General features: G+C 68.0%; 14 protein-coding genes and 1 tRNA gene. 8 read left to right on the top strand and 7 right to left on the bottom strand.

Features of this window, described 5'->3' with window-relative positions; all coding sequences use genetic code 11:
• Positions 1-17: 17 nt before the first annotated feature.
• The 3 genes from SriyCCGPB3_RS20220 to SriyCCGPB3_RS20210 all read right to left on the bottom strand — a co-directional run bounded on the left by SriyCCGPB3_RS20220 (position 18) and on the right by SriyCCGPB3_RS20210 (position 3,257).
• Complete coding sequence (locus SriyCCGPB3_RS20220) at positions 18-1,895, bottom strand: aspartyl protease family protein (protein WP_153854746.1); 1,878 nt, start codon at positions 1,893-1,895, stop codon at positions 18-20.
• Positions 1,896-1,977: 82 nt separating this feature from the next.
• Positions 1,978-3,108 (bottom strand): helix-turn-helix transcriptional regulator, encoded by a 1,131-nt coding sequence (locus SriyCCGPB3_RS20215; protein ID WP_153854745.1) that lies wholly within the window; start codon positions 3,106-3,108, stop codon positions 1,978-1,980.
• A 72-nt stretch (positions 3,109-3,180) separates the two neighbouring features.
• Positions 3,181-3,257, bottom strand: a tRNA-Arg gene (locus SriyCCGPB3_RS20210).
• Positions 3,258-3,406: 149 nt separating this feature from the next.
• Between SriyCCGPB3_RS20210 and ubiA the strand changes: the two genes are divergently transcribed.
• From ubiA to SriyCCGPB3_RS20195, 3 genes are all read left to right on the top strand, one after another.
• Positions 3,407-4,300: a 4-hydroxybenzoate octaprenyltransferase gene (ubiA, locus tag SriyCCGPB3_RS20205; RefSeq protein ID WP_005411493.1), complete on the top strand. Its 894-nt coding sequence runs from the start codon at positions 3,407-3,409 to the stop codon at positions 4,298-4,300.
• A 186-nt stretch (positions 4,301-4,486) separates the two neighbouring features.
• Positions 4,487-5,911, top strand: a complete 1,425-nt coding sequence (locus SriyCCGPB3_RS20200) for a short-chain fatty acid transporter (RefSeq protein ID WP_180854520.1) — start codon at positions 4,487-4,489, stop codon at positions 5,909-5,911.
• A 273-nt stretch (positions 5,912-6,184) separates the two neighbouring features.
• Entirely contained in the window at positions 6,185-6,358 is a 174-nt protein-coding gene (locus tag SriyCCGPB3_RS20195; protein ID WP_194936600.1) for a hypothetical protein, read from the top strand.
• A gap of 54 nt (positions 6,359-6,412) precedes the next feature.
• Here the strand turns inward: SriyCCGPB3_RS20195 and SriyCCGPB3_RS20190 are convergent, their stop codons facing one another.
• Entirely contained in the window at positions 6,413-7,039 is a 627-nt protein-coding gene (locus tag SriyCCGPB3_RS20190) for a YiiX/YebB-like N1pC/P60 family cysteine hydrolase (protein ID WP_110714029.1), read from the bottom strand.
• 82 nt (positions 7,040-7,121) lie between these two features.
• Between SriyCCGPB3_RS20190 and SriyCCGPB3_RS20185 the strand changes: the two genes are divergently transcribed.
• The 3 genes from SriyCCGPB3_RS20185 (at position 7,122) to SriyCCGPB3_RS20175 (ending at position 10,955) form a co-directional block, all read left to right on the top strand.
• Positions 7,122-7,634, top strand: a complete 513-nt coding sequence (locus SriyCCGPB3_RS20185; RefSeq protein WP_350259673.1) for a hypothetical protein — start codon at positions 7,122-7,124, stop codon at positions 7,632-7,634.
• Positions 7,635-7,707: 73 nt separating this feature from the next.
• Entirely contained in the window at positions 7,708-9,546 is a 1,839-nt protein-coding gene (locus tag SriyCCGPB3_RS20180; protein ID WP_153854744.1) for a M3 family metallopeptidase, read from the top strand.
• Between the two features lie 14 nt (positions 9,547-9,560).
• Positions 9,561-10,955, top strand: a complete 1,395-nt coding sequence (locus tag SriyCCGPB3_RS20175; protein WP_153854743.1) for a TPM domain-containing protein — start codon at positions 9,561-9,563, stop codon at positions 10,953-10,955.
• A gap of 3 nt (positions 10,956-10,958) precedes the next feature.
• On the opposite strand, the gene SriyCCGPB3_RS20170 is transcribed toward SriyCCGPB3_RS20175, so the two are convergent.
• The 3 genes from SriyCCGPB3_RS20170 to SriyCCGPB3_RS20160 are packed head-to-tail and all read right to left on the bottom strand — an operon-like array spanning position 10,959 to position 13,609.
• Complete coding sequence (locus tag SriyCCGPB3_RS20170) at positions 10,959-11,630, bottom strand: VOC family protein (protein ID WP_153854742.1); 672 nt, start codon at positions 11,628-11,630, stop codon at positions 10,959-10,961.
• A gap of 54 nt (positions 11,631-11,684) precedes the next feature.
• Positions 11,685-12,764 carry an alpha/beta hydrolase family protein gene (locus SriyCCGPB3_RS20165; RefSeq protein ID WP_153854741.1) on the bottom strand — a complete coding sequence of 360 codons (1,080 nt, stop codon included), beginning with the start codon at positions 12,762-12,764 and terminating at the stop codon, positions 11,685-11,687.
• Positions 12,755-13,609 (bottom strand): AraC family transcriptional regulator, encoded by an 855-nt coding sequence (locus tag SriyCCGPB3_RS20160; protein ID WP_153854740.1) that lies wholly within the window; start codon positions 13,607-13,609, stop codon positions 12,755-12,757. Before SriyCCGPB3_RS20160 ends, SriyCCGPB3_RS20165 begins: the two co-directional genes overlap by 10 nt.
• A gap of 200 nt (positions 13,610-13,809) precedes the next feature.
• On the opposite strand from SriyCCGPB3_RS20160, the gene SriyCCGPB3_RS20155 reads away from it, so the two are divergent.
• Together SriyCCGPB3_RS20155 and SriyCCGPB3_RS20150 are read left to right on the top strand one after the other, a co-directional pair.
• Entirely contained in the window at positions 13,810-16,212 is a 2,403-nt protein-coding gene (locus SriyCCGPB3_RS20155) for a TonB-dependent receptor domain-containing protein (RefSeq protein WP_180854525.1), read from the top strand.
• Positions 16,212-17,513, top strand: coding sequence for an aminotransferase class V-fold PLP-dependent enzyme (locus SriyCCGPB3_RS20150; protein WP_153854738.1), 1,302 nt, complete (start codon positions 16,212-16,214; stop codon positions 17,511-17,513). Before SriyCCGPB3_RS20155 ends, SriyCCGPB3_RS20150 begins: the two co-directional genes overlap by 1 nt.
• Positions 17,514-17,559: the final 46 nt, after the last annotated feature.

The following is a 17,559-nucleotide window of genomic DNA, read 5'->3' as shown; positions in this document are numbered from 1 at the left end:
TTCGCGTCGGTCCCAGCTCAATCGGCAGGCCAACCCGCTGCCACCCGGTCCGCCAGCACCAGTTCGGTATCCATCTGCCGGCCATCGCGTAGATAGCGGACGCCAACGCGCGTTCCCACCGGACGCTCGCGCAGCTGCGCACGCCAGTCCCCCAGTATCCGTGCGGCAATCGGCTCTCCCGCAATCATGACGATGCAGTCATCCCTGCGCAGGCCGGCGCGTGCACCGGCGCTGGTCGGCGCTACATCGGCTACGCGCAGTGCACCGTCCTCGGCCTGCAGCCACAGTCCGCTGCGGTCGAAGGCATCGGGCTGCGTGCTTTCAGCGTTGGGCACCAGATAAAGGCGCTTGGCGTCGTAGTCGATGCCCATGGAGAAGCGCCGCAGCACGCCGCCGCCCAGGATCGCGCCATAGTCGGCCAGGGCCAGCGCGCCCTTGTCGGTGCTGGACAGATCACCCACCAGGCCGGTGACCTTGATGTCGCCCATGCGCAGCACACCGAGCCGGGCGGGGCGCGCGCGGCCGGGGCCTCCGAGGCCCCATCCAAGCACGGCCTCCTCACTGGCGTGGTACTTCTCCAACAAACGATGGGTGCGCACGAACGGGCTGCTCAGGCTCAGCGAGTTGCGTGAGCCGGTGTCCAGCCACAAGCGCAGTGGAATGCCGTCCAACTCGCCATTCAGTACCGGCGCGCGGTCGTCCTGTTCGAACGGCAGCACCACCGCGTTGGCGGGCGGCTGGTAGTGGCCTGGCCGGGTGAAGCTGAGCACGCGCGCGCCATAGTCGAAGGTGGTGACGAAGCGCAGGAAGGTCTCGTAGCCAATGAAGCCATCATGCGGCACGCCCATCGAGTTGATCTGCTGGCCGAGGTCGATGATGTGGAACACCGGGTTTGCAAGGTGCGCGCCACCGATGCGCAGGTGGCGGGCCTGTGCCAGGCCCAGGTCGCTGGCGTTGTCACCGGCACCATGCACGCTCAGGCGGCCTGTGGTGGTCAGCCCCAGGCGCTTGGCGCCGGTGGGCGTCAGCAGGTTGATGGCGCCGGTATCCACCAGGAATCGCGCCGGCTGGCCGTCCACTTCGGCTTCGATGTAGACATGGTTGTTGACCAGGTCGAACGGAATGCGGGTGGTGCCGCTGGCATCTTCGATGTAGCTGTCGTGGGCCATCACCGGCGGCGCATACACGGTGTCCGCTACCGGCCCATCCACCTGGTAGCGCTGCACCTGCACGTCGCTGCGCAGGCGCGGGTCGGCACGGCCCAGGGCATCGAGCGTATCGGTGACGATGCGATGGGGCAGCAGCAGGCCATCGACCGCCCGGTAGTCTTCCAGCGTGGTGGCGGTGGGTGTGCGCGCGGAGGCGATGATCACCCGGCCGAGCTGGCCGCTGCGGGTGTCGAACCAGAGCTCGATCGGGTCCGCGCCCTCCGGCGTCGTCGACAGCACGTCATAGCGCTGCCCGTCGTGGACCTCGGTGCGTGGGCCCGCGAAGCGGGAGGCGGGATAGGCGCTGGACCAATAGGCGCGGGTGGCCAGCCACGCCTGCGTGCGCGCGGTGCGGCGTGGCACGGTGCCGTCCAGCAGGCCGACCTCACCGCCGTAGTCACGCCGCCAGGACCGCTGGCCGTCGAAACCCTGGGCAACAGTGAAGGCCCCCAGCTGCGCCTGTTCGGCATAGCGACCGGCGCGCAGGTCCTGGTTGAGCTGCCAGCGGCCCTGCAAGCCACCGACCGACTGCTCGCCTTCAGCCTGCAGGCGCTGTACCGACAGCCACGGCTCGCCGCCACTGGCTGCACGGGCCCGGGCCAGCACACCCGCCGCATCCCCCACCGCAGCCTGCACGGGAACCGCCAGCATCCACAGCAGGCCGAACATCATCCGTTGCCATCGCATCGCATCACCTTCTTCGTCGGGTCGAGCGCTGATGGCAACGCAGCGGCGGGCGCCGTTCGACCGGGCGTGAAGGATTGGACGTTCAGCCGGACGTGGTGCGGCTGCGGCGGTATTCGCTGGGGGTCTGCCCGGTGGCGCGCTTGAACGCGCTGTTGAACGTGGACTTGCTGCCGAAGCCGGCGGCAAGGCCGATGTCCAGCACGCTGCGTGGGTCAGCCGGGTCGGAGAGGCAGGATTTCGCCGCCGTGATGCGGAAACCGGTCACGAACTCGGAGAAGCTCTGGCCCAGGCCCTGGTTGAGCGCCTGCGAGACCTGGTTGGGTGACCAGCCGCTATGCTGGCTCAAGCCCTGGAGATCGAGTCCGGGGGCTTCATGCAGGCGTTGGTCCTGCATCAATGCGGTCAGCGCGCTGGCGATGGCCGCGCATTGCGCCGCGTCGATGCCCGAGCGCTGGTAGCGTGCGACGGCGACGTCCTCGGTGGGCGCGGGGACAAGGTTCCCCATGCCCGGTGCAGCGGCGCTCACAGACGCGCGCAGCTGCTGCCGCACCACGCGGCAGGCCAGCAGATACATGCCGGCGGTGGTCAGCAGACTGAGCCCGATGCTGGCCAGCAGCGGAGCGGTATCCGGCGGCCACCGGTTCATCGTGCTGGCAAGCCAGCACCCCGCCATCACGATCGCCAGCCCGCGCAGCCCGCTGTGCTGGATGGCGGTTCCGCGCGGGGCCGAAGGCGTACGCAGCGAGAGCCACAGCGTGGCCAGCAGGTAGGGTGCACCCTGCAGCAGCCAGCCATGGAAGCTGAGCTGGAACAGCGCATTGCCCAGTGGCGAGGTCTCGAAAGGCGCGACTGCGTTCAACAGGGAAATGACGAACGCGAGAACGGCCGGCAGCAGATGCGCGACCGGCAACGGCGACGCATGCTCCCGCGCGGGCGCCAGCAGTGCACGTGCATGGCCGTACAGCAACGGGCCCAGCAGATAGACCAGCGGCACCTCGATGACCCGCAGCCAGCGCACCGCGTCGGCCGACAGCCACGCCTGGCCACCCAACAGCACCAGCCCGAACAGATTGGCGGCGGCGAAACAGGCGAAGAAGGTGGTGAGCAGATGACTGCCACGCCGAGCGCGGCCGAAGCTCACTCCGGTGGACAAGGCGGCCAGGCCCAGAATCGCAGCGCCTGCCGCCAGCTGCAGCAGATCCGGTGGCGTCATGCGCGCAGTGTTGATGATGCGCGCGGCAACGTCCAGCGCGGATAGCAGCGTGCAGGCAACAAGCGGGGGAGATGGCGCGCCCGGAGGGATTCGAACCCCCGACCAATGGCTTCGGAAGCCACTACTCTATCCGGCTGAGCTACGGGCGCGTTGTAGAACCGCCGCGCCGTCGGCCGGTGCCGGGGCGGGCATCGCAGCGCCATGAAGCGGTGCGGGACCGGCATTCTATCCAGTTTCGCCGAACAAATCTCCCCCCACGGGCAAAGCCCTGCCAGAGGGGCAGGAGTATCCTATCGCCATGGCTGATACCCCCCTCACTTCGCCGCAGTCGCCGGCGACGCCGCGTTGGCGGCATTACTGGAGTCTGATGCGCGCTGATCGCCCGATCGGCACGTTGCTGCTGCTGTGGCCCACCTGGTGGGCGTTGTGGCTGGCCGCGGGCGGCCTGCCGCCGCTGTGGACGCTGTTCGTGTTCACCGCCGGCGTGTGGCTGACCCGTTCGGCCGGTTGCGTCATCAACGACTACGCCGACCGCTGGCTCGACCCGCATGTGGAGCGTACCAAGGCGCGTCCGCTGGCCACCGGTGCGATCAGTGGCCGCGCTGCGCTGGCGTTGTTTGCGGTATTGATGCTGGTGGCATTCGGCCTGGTGCTGACCCTGAACGGGCTGACCATCGGCCTCAGCTTCATCGGCGTGTTCCTGGCTGCCAGCTACCCGTACCTGAAGCGCTACACCCATCTGCCGCAGGTCTACCTGGGCATGTCGTTCGGCTGGGGCATCCCGATGGCGTTCGCCGCCGTGCAGGGCGAGGTGCCGATGCTGGGCTGGCTGCTGTATGCCGGCAACATCCTGTGGTCCACCGCCTACGACACCTGGTACGCCATGGTCGACCGCGAGGACGACCTGAAGATGGGCTCGCACTCCACCGCGATCCTGTTCGGCGACCTTGATCTGGTCATCCAGGGCGTGTTGTATGCACTGTTCCTGGCCACCATGGCGCTGGTAGGCGTACGCGGCGGGCTGGGTGGGTACTACCTGGCCGGCGTGGCCGTGGCCACTGCGCTGGTGGTGTACGAATTCTGGATCTGCCGCAACCGCGAACGCGGCCCGTGCTTCAAGGCGTTCCTGCACAACAACTGGGTGGGCGCCGCGCTGTTTGCCGGTATCGCCGTGGACCTGGCGCTGCGTTGAGCCCAGGGTCGGATCCCTTTTCCTGTGGGAAAGGGCTCTGACCCTTCTGCCGCGCCGATACCCGGCTCGGGGTCAGAGCCCTCTCCTGTGGAGAGGGATCCGACCCCGCCACCTACGACCAATAGGTGGCAGACAGCCCGCACCCCACCGCCCAGAATCGGTCCATCGAACCTGGGAGGGTAGGCGATGGCCTCGACGGCAGCAGTACAGGACGGCTGGATGGCGCGCGCTGCGCTGCGCTCGGCCGCCTGGGCGGAAAAGTGGTTCCCCGATGCGTATGTATTCGCGGTGCTGGGCGTGGTCATCGTCGCGCTGGCCGCGATGGGCTTCGGCTCGACCCCGCAGGCCACCGCCAGCGCCTTCGGTGACGGCTTCTGGAGCCTGATTCCCTTCACCATGCAGATGGCCTTCGTGGTCATCGGCGGCTACGCCGTGGCCACCGCGCCGGTGGTCGCACGCTTCATCGACTTCCTCGCCCGCGTGCCGCGCACTGGCCGTGGCGCGGTGGTGTACGTGGGCCTGGTCAGCATGCTGGCCTCGCTGCTCAGCTGGGGTTTCTCGCTGGTGTTCGGCGGACTGCTGGTGCGCGCGCTGGCGCGCCGTACCGAACTGCGCATGGACTACCGCGCGGCCGGTGCTTCGGCGTATCTCGGCCTCGGTGCGGTGTGGGCGATGGGGCTGAGTTCCTCGGCCGCACAGCTGCAGGCCAACCCGGCCAGCATGCCGCCGGGGCTGGTCGAGATCACCGGCGTATTGCCGTTCACCGAAACCATCTTCCTGTGGCAGTCGATCGCGCTGACCTCGGTGCTGATCCTGGTCTCGCTGCTGATTGCCTGGTTGACCGCACCCGCCGCCGCCAGCGCCCGCACCGCCGAGGAGTTCCCCGGCGCTGCGCAGGCCGAGCCGGAGCCGCTGCAGCGACGCACGCGCCCGGGCGAATGGCTGGAGTACAGCCCGCTGCTGACCGTACTGCTCTCGCTGCTGGCGTTCGGCTGGCTGTTCAACGAGTTCGCCAACAAGCCGGTGATCACCGCCATCGCCAACCTCAATACCTACAACTTCCTGTTCATTTCGCTGGGCCTGCTGTTGCACTGGCGTCCGCGCAGTTTCCTCAATGCGGTGGCCAAGGCGGTACCGAGCACCACCGGCGTACTGATCCAGTTCCCGCTGTACGGTGGCATCGCGATGATCCTCACCCACGCGGCCGGCGGCGATGGGCAGACATTGGCGCACCGGCTGTCGAGCCTGTTCGTGCACGTGGCCAGCACCGATTCGTTCGCGCTGGTGATGGGCGTCTACTCGGCGGTGCTGGGCTTCTTCGTACCGTCCGGTGGTGGCAAGTGGATCATCGAGGCGCCGTACGTGATGCAGGCCGCCAATGAACTGAAAGCGCACCTGGGCTGGGCGGTGCAGGTCTACAACGCGGCCGAAGCGCTGCCGAACCTGATCAACCCGTTCTGGATGCTGCCGCTGCTGGGCGTGCTGGGCCTGAAGGCACGCGACATCGTCGGCTTCACCTTCATCCAGTTGCTGGTGCACATTCCGCTGGTGCTGGGCCTGCTGTGGCTGCTGGGCATGACCCTGGCGTATGTGCCACCGGTGATGCCCTGAATGCACGGCTGGCGTCCGTGCCCGAACAGGACGCCAGCCTCGTTCAGCGCGTGTTTCCAGCGGAGCACGCCATGAATGCGCGGACCCGCGCCGCCTGCATGAGCACATGCCGAACCTGCATGAATCCTTCAGCCGCTTGTGCTGCAAGGGGCTCTGCGCGTTCATTCACAGGCGTACACACAGGTGTAGCCGTCCGCCAACGCGCGATTAACTCTTCGCTGCAGACGATGGCCCCGTCCACCGCATTCCGCGCGTGGCTTTCGGAGAACGGACATGGCACAGCAGAACCAGAACCCGAACCAGAAGCAGCAAGGCCAGCAGAACCAGCAGGATCAGCAGGATCAGCAGCAGGGGCGTCGTGACCAACAGCAACAGCAGCAACAACAGCAGGATCAGCAGCGCAAAGAGCGCAACCAGCAGCAGGGCGGCCACGACGAAGAAGAATGACCGCGCCGCGCATGCGGAGTGACCGGTGAAGCCCCGCCTTGCGCGGGGCTTCGCTTATTCCAGCACCCCGATGCGCTGCAGCACCGGCGCCGCCGACATGTCGTTCGGATTGGTGCCAGGCTGATCCTGCGGCACCTCCATGCCCATGCCGCGGTACAGATCAATCCAGTGCTGGGCGATCTGCCCGGTCTGCGGATTGCGGAAGTTCATCGGCTGCAACGCGAATACATGGTGCGCACGAAACGCACGTTCGATGAAGTCGGAACAGTAGTAGCTGTCCTCGTTCAACACATACGACGTGTTGTACGGCTTGCCCAGCATCGTGCGCGCGGTGGCGACCGCATCCCTGATCGCCGCCTGCTGCGGCGCGCGCAGGCGATAGACCACGATCTGCCGCTGCTTGGCGCGCGCCTCCTGGCGGAATTCGACCAGCGATTGCCGGCGCGATCCTTTCTCGTCTGCATGCAATACCTCCCAGCCCTTCGGCGCGGAAGCGACCAGCGCGACGTGATCGAAGCTGGGTGCGCCCTGCTTGCCGGTGGCATCGTCGATGGCCGCACTGAGACCGCTGCGGCCGGCGGTGACGAACAGCAGGTCGCCCTCGTGGACATCGACGGCCCTCGCCACCGCCGGCCACAGGGCGGGCAGCAGCAGGCCGATCAGGAGCAGGAGGCGATGCATGAGGACTCTCGGACAGGCGGAATGCCGGAATTGTAGGGTGCGCGGTAGCATGGAGCGACCGGACCGGATTCAGGATGAGCCCATGCGTCGATACCGTTCTGCCGCACTGCTGACGCTTGCCTGCGGCGTGGTGCTGGTTGCCTGCACGCCAGCGCCGCAGCCACCGCAGACCGCGGCTGAAACCGTGCCTGCCGCAGCTGTACCGGCGACCGCCGCTACCGAGCCCACGGCTGTGGCTGCACGCAGTGAGTGCCCCTACCCGGACTTCGATGCGTTCCTGAAGCATTTCGGCAACGAGATCGCGTTGCAGGAAAAGGCCACCGCCGATCCGCTGCTGGACAGCTACATCGATGCCGAGGCCGAGCCGGAACCGCGCAAGGTGGAAAGCCGGCTGGCGCTGGCCGATGTCGAGTGGCCGGTGATGCCTGATCCCGCCGCACTGGCCGGGCAGGGCCGCGAAATGCAGGTCAGCCCCCTGGCCGATGGACAGCGGCAGGTGCAGATCCGTACGCCGGACAGCAGCGACCAGCAGACCTACACCTTCGCGCAGGCGCCCTGCTGGACGCTGGTCAAGCGTGAGGATGAGTCGATCTGATGGCTGATCCGGCACAGGCGCGGCGGGCCAGCGGCTGCTAGGCTCGATCCCTGGTCCAGGCAGGGAGACGCCGATGCAGGCTTTCAGGAAGCGCACCACCACCGCCGCCATTGCCGCCGTATTGGCGATAGCCCCCTTCAGCGGCGCGCAAGCACAGTCGGTGCATGCCGATGACCGCACCTACTTCGCCAGCGCCGCGTCCGAACAGACCTCGCGCGACGCGCTGGGCAAGCGCGTCGAGGCCCTGCAACAGGCGTCCACCCTCGCACCGGCGGAACGCTTCCAGCAGGCCGAGGCACTGGAGGCGCAGTGCCTGCGGCATCTCGCCTATCTGCATCTGCAGTCCGCCCGCAACGCGCGCGATCTTCGCCCGGCACAGGCGATGGAGCAGGCAGCGGGGCTGTGCAGCCGCATCGCTCGCAGTGGTCGCGCCGCACTGCGCGAGGCGCCCGCAGATGCGGCGTGGGCAGCACCGTATGGCTTCCTGCGCGCACGGGCGCTGAAGGAGGCTGCCACCCCGGCCAACGCCGCGTTGGATGAGGCCGTGGAGGCACTGGCCGATCCGGCGCTGGACAGCTTCGCGCGCCTGCGCGGGCAGATCCTGCGCAGCGCCGAGTACCCGCAGATCGAGCACGGCGGTCGGCACTGGGACACGGGGCGCGACAAGCAGGTGCTGGCCCAGCAGCCCGACCGCGCCCTGCGCGAGGCCGGCTGGAAGGGCTACTGGCAGGGGCTGCACTCGCGCCGTGAGCCGATGGCCTCGGTGCTTCTGGGGCTGGTGCAGGTGAATGACGCCGCCGCACGCCTGCAGGGTGACGGCTCGGCGCCGGCATATGGCTACCAGCGCATGGGCCTGGATACTGCCGCAGTGGATGCAACGCTGGTGGCGATCGAACAGCACGCCGGGGATCGCCGCGCCTATCAGGACATGCTGCTGCGCCACGCTGCGCGATCCGGCATCGACGCGCCGCAGCTCTGGGATACCACGCTGCCCGATGCGGGATACACGCCACCGGTGCTGACGCTGGCGCAGCTGCGCGACAACGCCGCCGATGCCATGCAGCACCTGGGGCCGGCGTACGTCGCCGAACTGCGCGCGCTGCTCGATCCGGCCAACCGGCGCATGGATCTGGCCACCGAACGTGGTGACCGCAGCCAGGACGCGTTCCCGGTGAGCGCTCCCGGCGTGCCGGCAATGCTGTTCGTTGGCGTGCGCCGTGGTGATCTGGAAAGCGACGTCGAGATCGCCCATGAAGCCGGTCATGCCGTGCACGGCGAGTGGATGCAGCGCGGTCATGCGTCGCCGCTGCAGCGCAATGGCAGCCAGTGGCTGACCGAGGCGTTCGCGATCTACAACGAGCTGCGCTTCCGCGACCAGCTGTACCAGCAGGCAGAGGATCCGCGCGCCAAAGCCTATTACCTGAAATCGTTGCTGGACGACATGGTGCTGCAGCTGTTCACCTCTTCCGAGGAAGCGCAGCTGGAGCAGTCGATCTATCGGGGCGTGGCCGCGGGCACCTTGGGCACCGCCGATGATCTGGATGCGCTGACCGGCCAGGTGCTGGCGCGCTTCGGCCAGCAGCCGGAGCGCTATCCGCAGCTGCGCAACAGCTGGATCGCCAAGCGCCTGATGTATGAAGACCCGAACTATCTGGTGAACTACCTGTATGCGGGGCTGTTGGCCGTGCAGCTGTACGTGCAGGACCAGCGCGACCCCGAAGGGTTCCGTGAGCGCTATCTTGCCGTGCTTGGCGAGGGCTTCGACCGCGCGCCGAGCGAGCAGGTGGCGCAACTGCTGGGGCACGCGCCTGACTGGGCGGCCCTGGTGGATGCCGATCTGCAGGTGTTCAACCAGACGGCGGCACAGCTGCAGGCACTGCATGCGCGGATCGAGGCAGGGCAGGGTACGTGAACCCGGCGCGCCCCATGCAGCAGGCGATCGCCACCGTGTGGCTGCTGTTGCTGCTGTGCCTGCTGCCGATGGCAGCGATGGCGGTCACCCCGATACCTGCGCTGGACGATCCGGTGGTGGATGCCGCCAACGCGCTGTCCGCCGACACCCGCGCCACGTTGCGCACGCAGGCGCTGCAGCTGCAGGCGCGGAAAGGAGCGCAGCTGCAGGTGCTGATGGTGCCCAGTGTTGGCAGCGAGGGCATCGAGGCCTACGCACAGCGGGTGTTCGATCAGTGGCAGCTGGGCCGGATCGGTGTCGATGACGGTGTGCTGCTGTTGGTGGCGGTGCAGGACCGCCGCGTGCGCATCCAGACCGGCTATGGCCTGGAAGGAGCGCTGCCCGACGCGTACGCCGCTCGCATCATCGATAACGCGATCGTGCCGCGCTTCCGTGAGGGCGATGTCGACCAGGGCGTGCTCGATGGCACGAAGATCATGGTGGCGCTGATCGATGGCGAGGACCTGCCGGCATGGGAAGAACCGACGGCCAGCAACGTGCTGCCCGCAGACTGGCGCCGCGCCGATTCGGTGGTGGCATTGACCCTGCTGGCCGGTTTCCTGGCCGGGCTGTGGCGCTCGCCGCCGCCCTTCCCACCGGCGAAGACCGAGGCCGATTTCAGCGGCAGCCGTCGCGAGCGCCGACGCAAGGCGCTGGCCGCCAATGCATCGGCACCAAAACCAACTTGGCCGACCTTGCCGGCCTGGGGCCGCCCGATGCTGGTGACTGCTGTTGTGGGTGCGGGCGTGCTCTGCGTGGCGCTGCTGCTGCCACGCCATGTGCTGCCGGGCCTGTGCTTCGTGCTGGCGCTGGGCGTGCCGGTGGCGGCCCTGCTGGGCTGGTGCTGGCGCCGCAGCCAAGGTGTGCGCATCGTGCTGTGCGGCATGCTGGTGCTCAGCGTGGTCTTCCTTGCGCAGGCGCTGCTTCGTGGCCAGCTGCCACCGAGCCTGGCCCGGCACCTGCTGCTGCAGGCCGCCGCGGGCGTTCTCACCCTGATGGTGTTCCTGCTGGTGCAGGCTTGCCGCACGCGCTGGAAGAAGAACCGCAGCAGCTTCGCCGTGCGCATGGCGGCGCTGGTCCTGCTCACCCTGGGCTACGGTGTGGGCGCGTTGCTGGTCATCCATCGTGCCGAAGGTGACGATCCACGATTGCTGGCGATGATCGTGTCCGGGGTGTGCGGCGTACTGTTGTACTTCGTGTGGTTGTTCACCATGCTGCCGGGCGAGCGCGCACGTGGCCGGGCTTCTTCATCCCGCGAACGCACGTCGTCCCGTTCGCCGTCCTCGTCGAGTTCGTCGTCGAGCAGTTCCAGCAGCTGGTCTGGAGGCGGCGGCCGCAGCGGTGGCGGCGGCGCATCGGGCAGCTGGTAGTTCTCAGGCCGCCTGCACCCGCCAGCCGAGCGCGGCGTCCTCCACAACGCCCGGGCCGGCCACATCGGCGACCTGCAGCTGCAGGCCGCGCGCATTCGGCAGGTCCTTCTGCTCGGGGAACCAGCGACGATCCGCCGCAACCACGATCAGCAGGCCCTCGTCGTTGCCCATCGGTGCGAACTTCGGCGAGGCCGTACTGATCGGCTGCAGGCCAAAGTGCTGGTTGGACTGCGCGCGCACGGCATCGACATCGTGGCTGGGCAGGCCGACTTCGCTCAGGCAGGTCAGTTCGCTGCCGTGGAACGCGCCTTCGCGCGTGCTGGCCGGCAAACGGCGGCGGCCGATCAGTTCCAGGATCAGGCCGTCAGGGCCAGTGAAGTACACCGACTGCGACTGCCAGCTGCTCTCCAGCGCGAAGTAGTCCAGTCCCGCCGGATTGCGTTGCAGCGGCGTGCGCTCACGCAACCAGGTCATCGCCTCGCTGAAGCGGTTGTCCGGTACGTTGAAGGCCAGGTGCACGCCACCGACCGGATGATCACCCGCCGGCTGCAGTTCGATCGTGCTCCAGCCGATGTGCACATGATTGCCGACCACGCGCTGCTGCAGCACATCGTGGAAATACGCGGCGACGGTGGTGACGTCGGACACCGGCAGGGTGAGGTGAAGCAGGCGCATGGCCGATCCTCCTTGGATGCGCCCACTGTAGCGCCGGGCCACGCCCGGCGGCCACTACCGCAGTGCTTCGGCGAAGAATCGCACCGCGGCATCCACTGCCTGCGCGTGGGTGCCCGCCTTCGGAACTGAACTGCTGCAGAGCTCGGGCAGCCTCTGCACACCGACCGCTGTACAGCCCGCCAGGAAGTCGTAGTGACCGACATCCGGCAGACGCTGCAGCGCAGCGCCCGGAATCAGTGCCTGTGCAGCCTCGCCATTACTCTGCGGTGGCGCAACCGTGTCAGCCTCGCCGAGCATGATCGACACTGGCTGCCTCAGCGAGGACAGCTGCTCGGGCGCGAACGCCTGCACGATCGCGGGCGCCAGCAGGAATGCCGCGCGCACGCCAGGGATCGCGCGCGAGTCGTCGGCGTGGGAGATCCAGGGGGACAGCGCGGGTGAGCCCGCAGCGGCAACACGCGCCTCCATCGTGTGCGTGGCGGTTTCCTGTTGTGGCCGGCAGACGCCGTCATCCGGATGCGCGCGGCAGAAGGCCAACAGCCGCTGCAGGTCGGGGCGTGCACCGGCGGCCAGCAGCGCGGTGTAGCCTCCGGCCGAGAACCCGGCCACACCCAGTCGCTCAGGGTCGACGTGCGCACCCAGCAGCGGATCGGCCTGTACTGCAGCGAGTGCCGAGCGCAGGTCATCCGCACGCAACCAGCTCAGTACGCTGCCGGGCAGGGTCATCTCGTCCACGCCGTTGTTGCCGGGATGATCGACCGCGATTACCAGATACCCGGCGCGCGCCAATGCCGTGCCCAACCAGCCCATCATGCGCGCGCTGCCGCCGTTGCCGTGGGAGAGCAGCAGGGTCGGCAGGCGCTTGCCCGCGATCGGGGCATCCATGGCTGAGCGGCCGACGTCGAACAGCGGCGCATCGGGCGGACCGATGGTCAGGGCGGTTTCCGTGCTGCCAGCGGGCGCGGGATACCAGACCGTGTAGCGCAGGGCGTCGCGATGCTGCGCATCGCGCACCGCGGCGCTGGCCACTGTGGTGGTGCCGTGGCGTTCGCCTGCCACCCTGGTCCCGGCGGCGTTGGCGGCCCCCGCGGAGGCCATCAGCATCAGTCCCAGCACAGTGGCTGTCATGCGCATCGTCGATTCCTTGTCAGCGTGGGCGCTCGTCCGTCCACCGGCAGCCAGATCTCCACGCCACCGTTGCCGGTATGCTCATCGAAGCGGGAGTCGTAGCGTTCCAGGTCCGGTGCATCGGCCAGGCTGAGCCCGGAGCCGGGAAGGTAGTGGTCCAGCAGCCAGAACCAGGTCGAGCGGATGGTCGAGATATGCCCACCGTGCCATGCCACCAGGTAGCGACGTGCCGGTACGTCGATCCGCTGCCAATGCGCGGGCACGGTGGACAGCGCGCTGAGCGGCAGCGCGGCGACGTAGTCGAAGCCGCCGTCGTCATCGCTGTTGCAGCACACGCCGAAGCTGATCGGCGCCGGCGCCGGCCAATCCCGGTTGAGCTGTGCCCACTGCCCGGGAATCGCACCGCCGCTGTCGCGGGTATGCCGCATGCCGATACCCGCGACCTGGAAGGCAGGGGTATCGAGCAGGCGCGGCGCTTCACCGCAGGCAGCCGGCGCATCGTCCACGCGGATCGCCTGCACCAGTGCCAGTCCATCGGTACCTTGTTCGCGTACCCGCTCCGGGGTCTGTCCGAACTGTTCGCTGAAGGCGCGGGTGAACGCGGCATGGGTGGTGTAGCCCGCGCCCAGTGCCACCTGCAGGATGTCGCCCGCCCCGTTGGCCAGCCGCTGCGCGGCAGCGGTCAGGCGCCGTCCCCGCAGATAACGCACCACCGAGGTGCCGGTACGGGCCTGGAACAGGCGTGACAGATGGAACGGCGACAGCCCCGCTGCGGCGGCAATATCGGCCAGTGCCAATGGCCGGTCCGCATGGGTTTCGATGTACCACAACGCCTTGCCTGCCGCGCTCATCCTGCCGTTCCCCGAATCCAATGCCGGCACAGTAGCGGATCGGCAGGCGCCGCGTTTAGCAGTTCTTGCGCTGCAGCGGCATCAAGCTGTCGCACTGACGTCATGGCTCCTTCACAGATCGCGCCGAGACTGCGCGCCTTGTCCAGGCCTGCGATATCCCTGCAGGTGCTGGCCCTGTCGCGTCCTCCCGGAGCCCTGCCGTGCATCGTTCGAAGCTTTCGCGTTCCATCCTCCTCGCCCTTTCCATGGCCAGCGCAGGAGGCGCGATCGCAGCGCAGGCCGATGCGGTCGATGCCCCGGCGGGCAGCCGTGCGGCGCCCACCCAGCTCGACGCGATGCTGGTCACCGGCACCCGCGCCTCCAACCGCACCCAGTTCGAAACGTTGGCGCCGGTGGACGTGTTCACCAAGGAAGACATCAAGTCCGTTGAATCCACCGACCTGAAGGACGTGCTGGCGCAGCTGGTGCCGTCGTTCGTGGTGCAGCGCCTGCCGATGGCGGACGGTCAGGTGTTCGTGCGCCCGGCCACGCTGCGTGGCCTGTCGCCGGATCAGACGTTGGTGCTGGTCAACGGTCGTCGCTTCCACCGCAGCGCGCTGCTCGGCAACCGTGGCGCGCAGGCGGCCGACCTGGCACAGATTCCGACCAGTGCGATCAAGCGCATCGAAGTGCTGCGCGATGGTGCGTCGGCGCAGTACGGCTCGGATGCCATCGCCGGCGTCATCAACATCATTCTGGAGGATGGCCCCGGTACCGAGATCACCGCCGGCTATTCGCAGTATGCGCAGGGCGATGGCGCCTCGCGCGATTTCAGCGCACGCACCGGCTGGTCGCTGGGTGACTATGGCAGCCTGGTGCTGTTCGCCGAATCGTCCAACTCCGACGCCACCTCCCGCACCCGCCAGCGCCCGGATGCGATCGCCTTCCAGGCCGCGCATCCGGATCTGGACGTGCCCAACCCGGTACAGCGCTGGGGCCAGCCGGAACTGGAAAGCCGCCGTGTCGGCTTCAACGTGAAGGCCAATGCCAGCGACACGCTGGAGTTGTATGCGTTCGGCCTGTACAGCCACAGCGATGGCGTCAGCGATTTCAACTGGCGCAATCCGGACACCACCACCGGTGCCTACCGCACCACGGCGATCTTCCCCGGCTGGAACCTGCGTTCGATCTATCCAGTGGGGTTCAGCCCGCAGTACGGCAACGTCCAGAACGACCTGCAACTGGTCGGTGGCCTGCGTGGCGAGATCACCCCGAAGCTGCGCTGGGATGTCAGCGCGTCGTATGGCCGCAACGCCATCGACTACAGCCTGAAGAATTCGATCAACGCCTCGCTCGGCCCGGTCAGCCCGACCGCATTCGATCTCGGCCGCCTGACCCAGACCGAGAAGAACGCCAACGCCGACTTCAACTACGAGTGGGATGTGGCTGCGCTGTCCAAGCCGATCAACGTCGCCTTCGGTGGCGAGTTCCGCCAGGAGACCTACCAGGTGCGTGCCGGTGATCCGGCTTCGTACGCAGTGGGCCCGGGCGCTGCCGCTGGCCTGGAAGCCAACTCCAACGGTGCGCCGGGCTTCTCGGCCAGCCAGGCCGGGCAGTGGAGCCAGCGCAGCAAGGCCGCCTACGTGGATATGGAAGTGCCGCTGGGCGAGCGCTGGAGCATCGGTGCGGCCAGCCGCTACGAGGACTTCTCCAGCTTTGGCAGCACGCTGGACGGCAAACTGTCGGCACGCTTCGCGATCACCCCGGACGTGGCCCTGCGCGGCACGGTGTCCACAGGCTTCCGCGCACCGACACCGGCGCAGCTCAATACCACCAGCACCACCCAGGGCCTGGATACGCGCACGCTGCAGATCTTCACCAGTGGCCGCCTGTCGCCGAACGATCCGCTGGCCCAGCTGCTCGGTGCCAGGCCGCTGAAGCCGGAGGAATCGCGTACCGCGTCGCTGGGCCTGACCTGGCGCACCGACCTGGGGCTGTCCGGCTCGGTGGATGTCTACCAGATCAAGCTCACCGACCGCTTCAGCCAGTCGGCCAGCTTCGCCATTCCGGCCGGCACGCCGAATCCGCTGGGCTATACCTCGGTGAACTACTTCACCAACGACTTCGATACCACCACCACCGGCGTGGACGTGGTCGGCAACTACCTGCGCGACCTCGGCACGGGTCGCATGACGCTGACCCTGGCCTACAACTACAACCGTACGCGGGTGGACAACGGCAGCACCTCGGTGGCCACCAACGAAACCCAGCGCGTGCTGTTCGAAGACCGCCTGCCCGAGCACAAGGGCAGCCTGACCGGCAGCTGGGACATCGGTGCCTGGTCGTTGATGGCGCGCATGCGCTACTACGGTGCCTGGACCGACGCCAGCGGCAATGCGGTGGGCGACATCTACCAGCGCTTCGGCGCGATGAGCTTCCTCGACCTCGCCGTGGGGTACCGCATCAACGAGCACCACAGCCTGCGCGTGGGTGCCGACAACGTGCTCGACCGCTATCCGGATGAGGCGGTCTTCCAGGCCAGCCGCGGCCTGGTTTACTCGCGCAACGCACCGTACGACACCGATGGCGCCAACCTGTACGCGCAGTACCGGCTGAGCTTCTGATGGACCGTACCCGCCGCTCCCTGCTGCGTGCCGGCACCTTGCTGCCCGCCGCAGCCGCATTGTCGTCACTGCCCGCCATGGCCGCCGCGCGTTACGCTGCGCCCATGCAGATTCCCGCAACGACCGTGGCGCCGGACGTGCTGGCCCGCGATGAAGGCTACTGGGCCGCCGTGGCCAGCCACTTCGACATCACCGACGAAGTGAACCATCTGGAGAACGGCTACTGGGGCGCGATGGGCCGCGAGACGCTGGCCAGCTACCAGCGCCACACCGCCGAGGTGAACCGTGGCAACGCGTGGTATGGCCGTCGCGAGTTTCCGGCGCAGTACATGGCGGTGCAGCGGCAGGTGGCCGAGCTGCTGGGCGTGGCCGCCGACGAGATTGCACTGACCCGCGGCGCCACCGAGGCGATGCTGGCGCTGATCGGCGGCTACAACCGCCTGCAGCCCGGCGACCAGGTGCTCTACGCCGACATCGACTACGACAGCATGATCGGCGCGATGCGCTGGCTGCAGCAGCGTCGCGGCGTGCAGGTCGAGCGTATCGCGCTGCCGGCGGTGCCGGACCACGCGCAGATCCTGCAGGCGTATGAGGACGCATTCGCGCGGCTGCCACGCCTGAAACTGGTGCTGCTGACCCAGGTCAGCCATCGCCATGGGCTGGTGCTGCCGGTGGCGGAGATTGCCGAACGCGCGCGAGCACGCGGTATCGATGTGATCGTCGATGCCGCGCATGGGTTTGGCCAGATCGACTACGCGGTGCCGCAGCTGAAGGCCGATTTCGTCGGCATCAACCTGCACAAGTGGATCGGTGCGCCGGTGGGCGTCGGCGCGATGTACGTGCGCAAGGGGCGCGTGGCCGACCTGGATCCCTACATGGGTGAAACCGACGATGGCCGCGTGGGCAGTCGCGTGCATACCGGTACGGTCAACTTCGCCGCCTACCTGGCACTGCCGGACGCCATTGCCCTGCATCAGCGCATCGGCGTGGCCAACAAGCAGGCGCGGCTGCGCTACCTGCGTGAGCGCTGGACCGTGCCGGCGCGGCAGATGGCGCATATCGAAGTGCTGTCCTCGGCGGACCCGGCGCTGGCCAGTGCGCTGGCCAGCTTCCGCCTGCGCGGGCACACCAGCGTGGCTGACAACCTCGCGCTGCAGAAACGCCTGCTGGATGAGCATCGCGTGTTCACCACCCATCGCGATGGTTTGGACTCCGGCGCCTGCGTGCGGGTGACGCCGTCAGTGTTCACCCGGCCGGAGCAGATCGATGCGCTGGTGAAGGCGCTGGTGGCATTGGGGTAGTGCCGGCCGCTGGCCGGCAACCTCCTGATCCGTGCACGCCGTTGCC

Source organism: Stenotrophomonas riyadhensis (assembly GCF_040256885.1).
GTDB classification, from domain to species: domain Bacteria; phylum Pseudomonadota; class Gammaproteobacteria; order Xanthomonadales; family Xanthomonadaceae; genus Stenotrophomonas; species Stenotrophomonas riyadhensis.
This window is presented reverse-complemented; position numbering and strand designations above follow the sequence as displayed.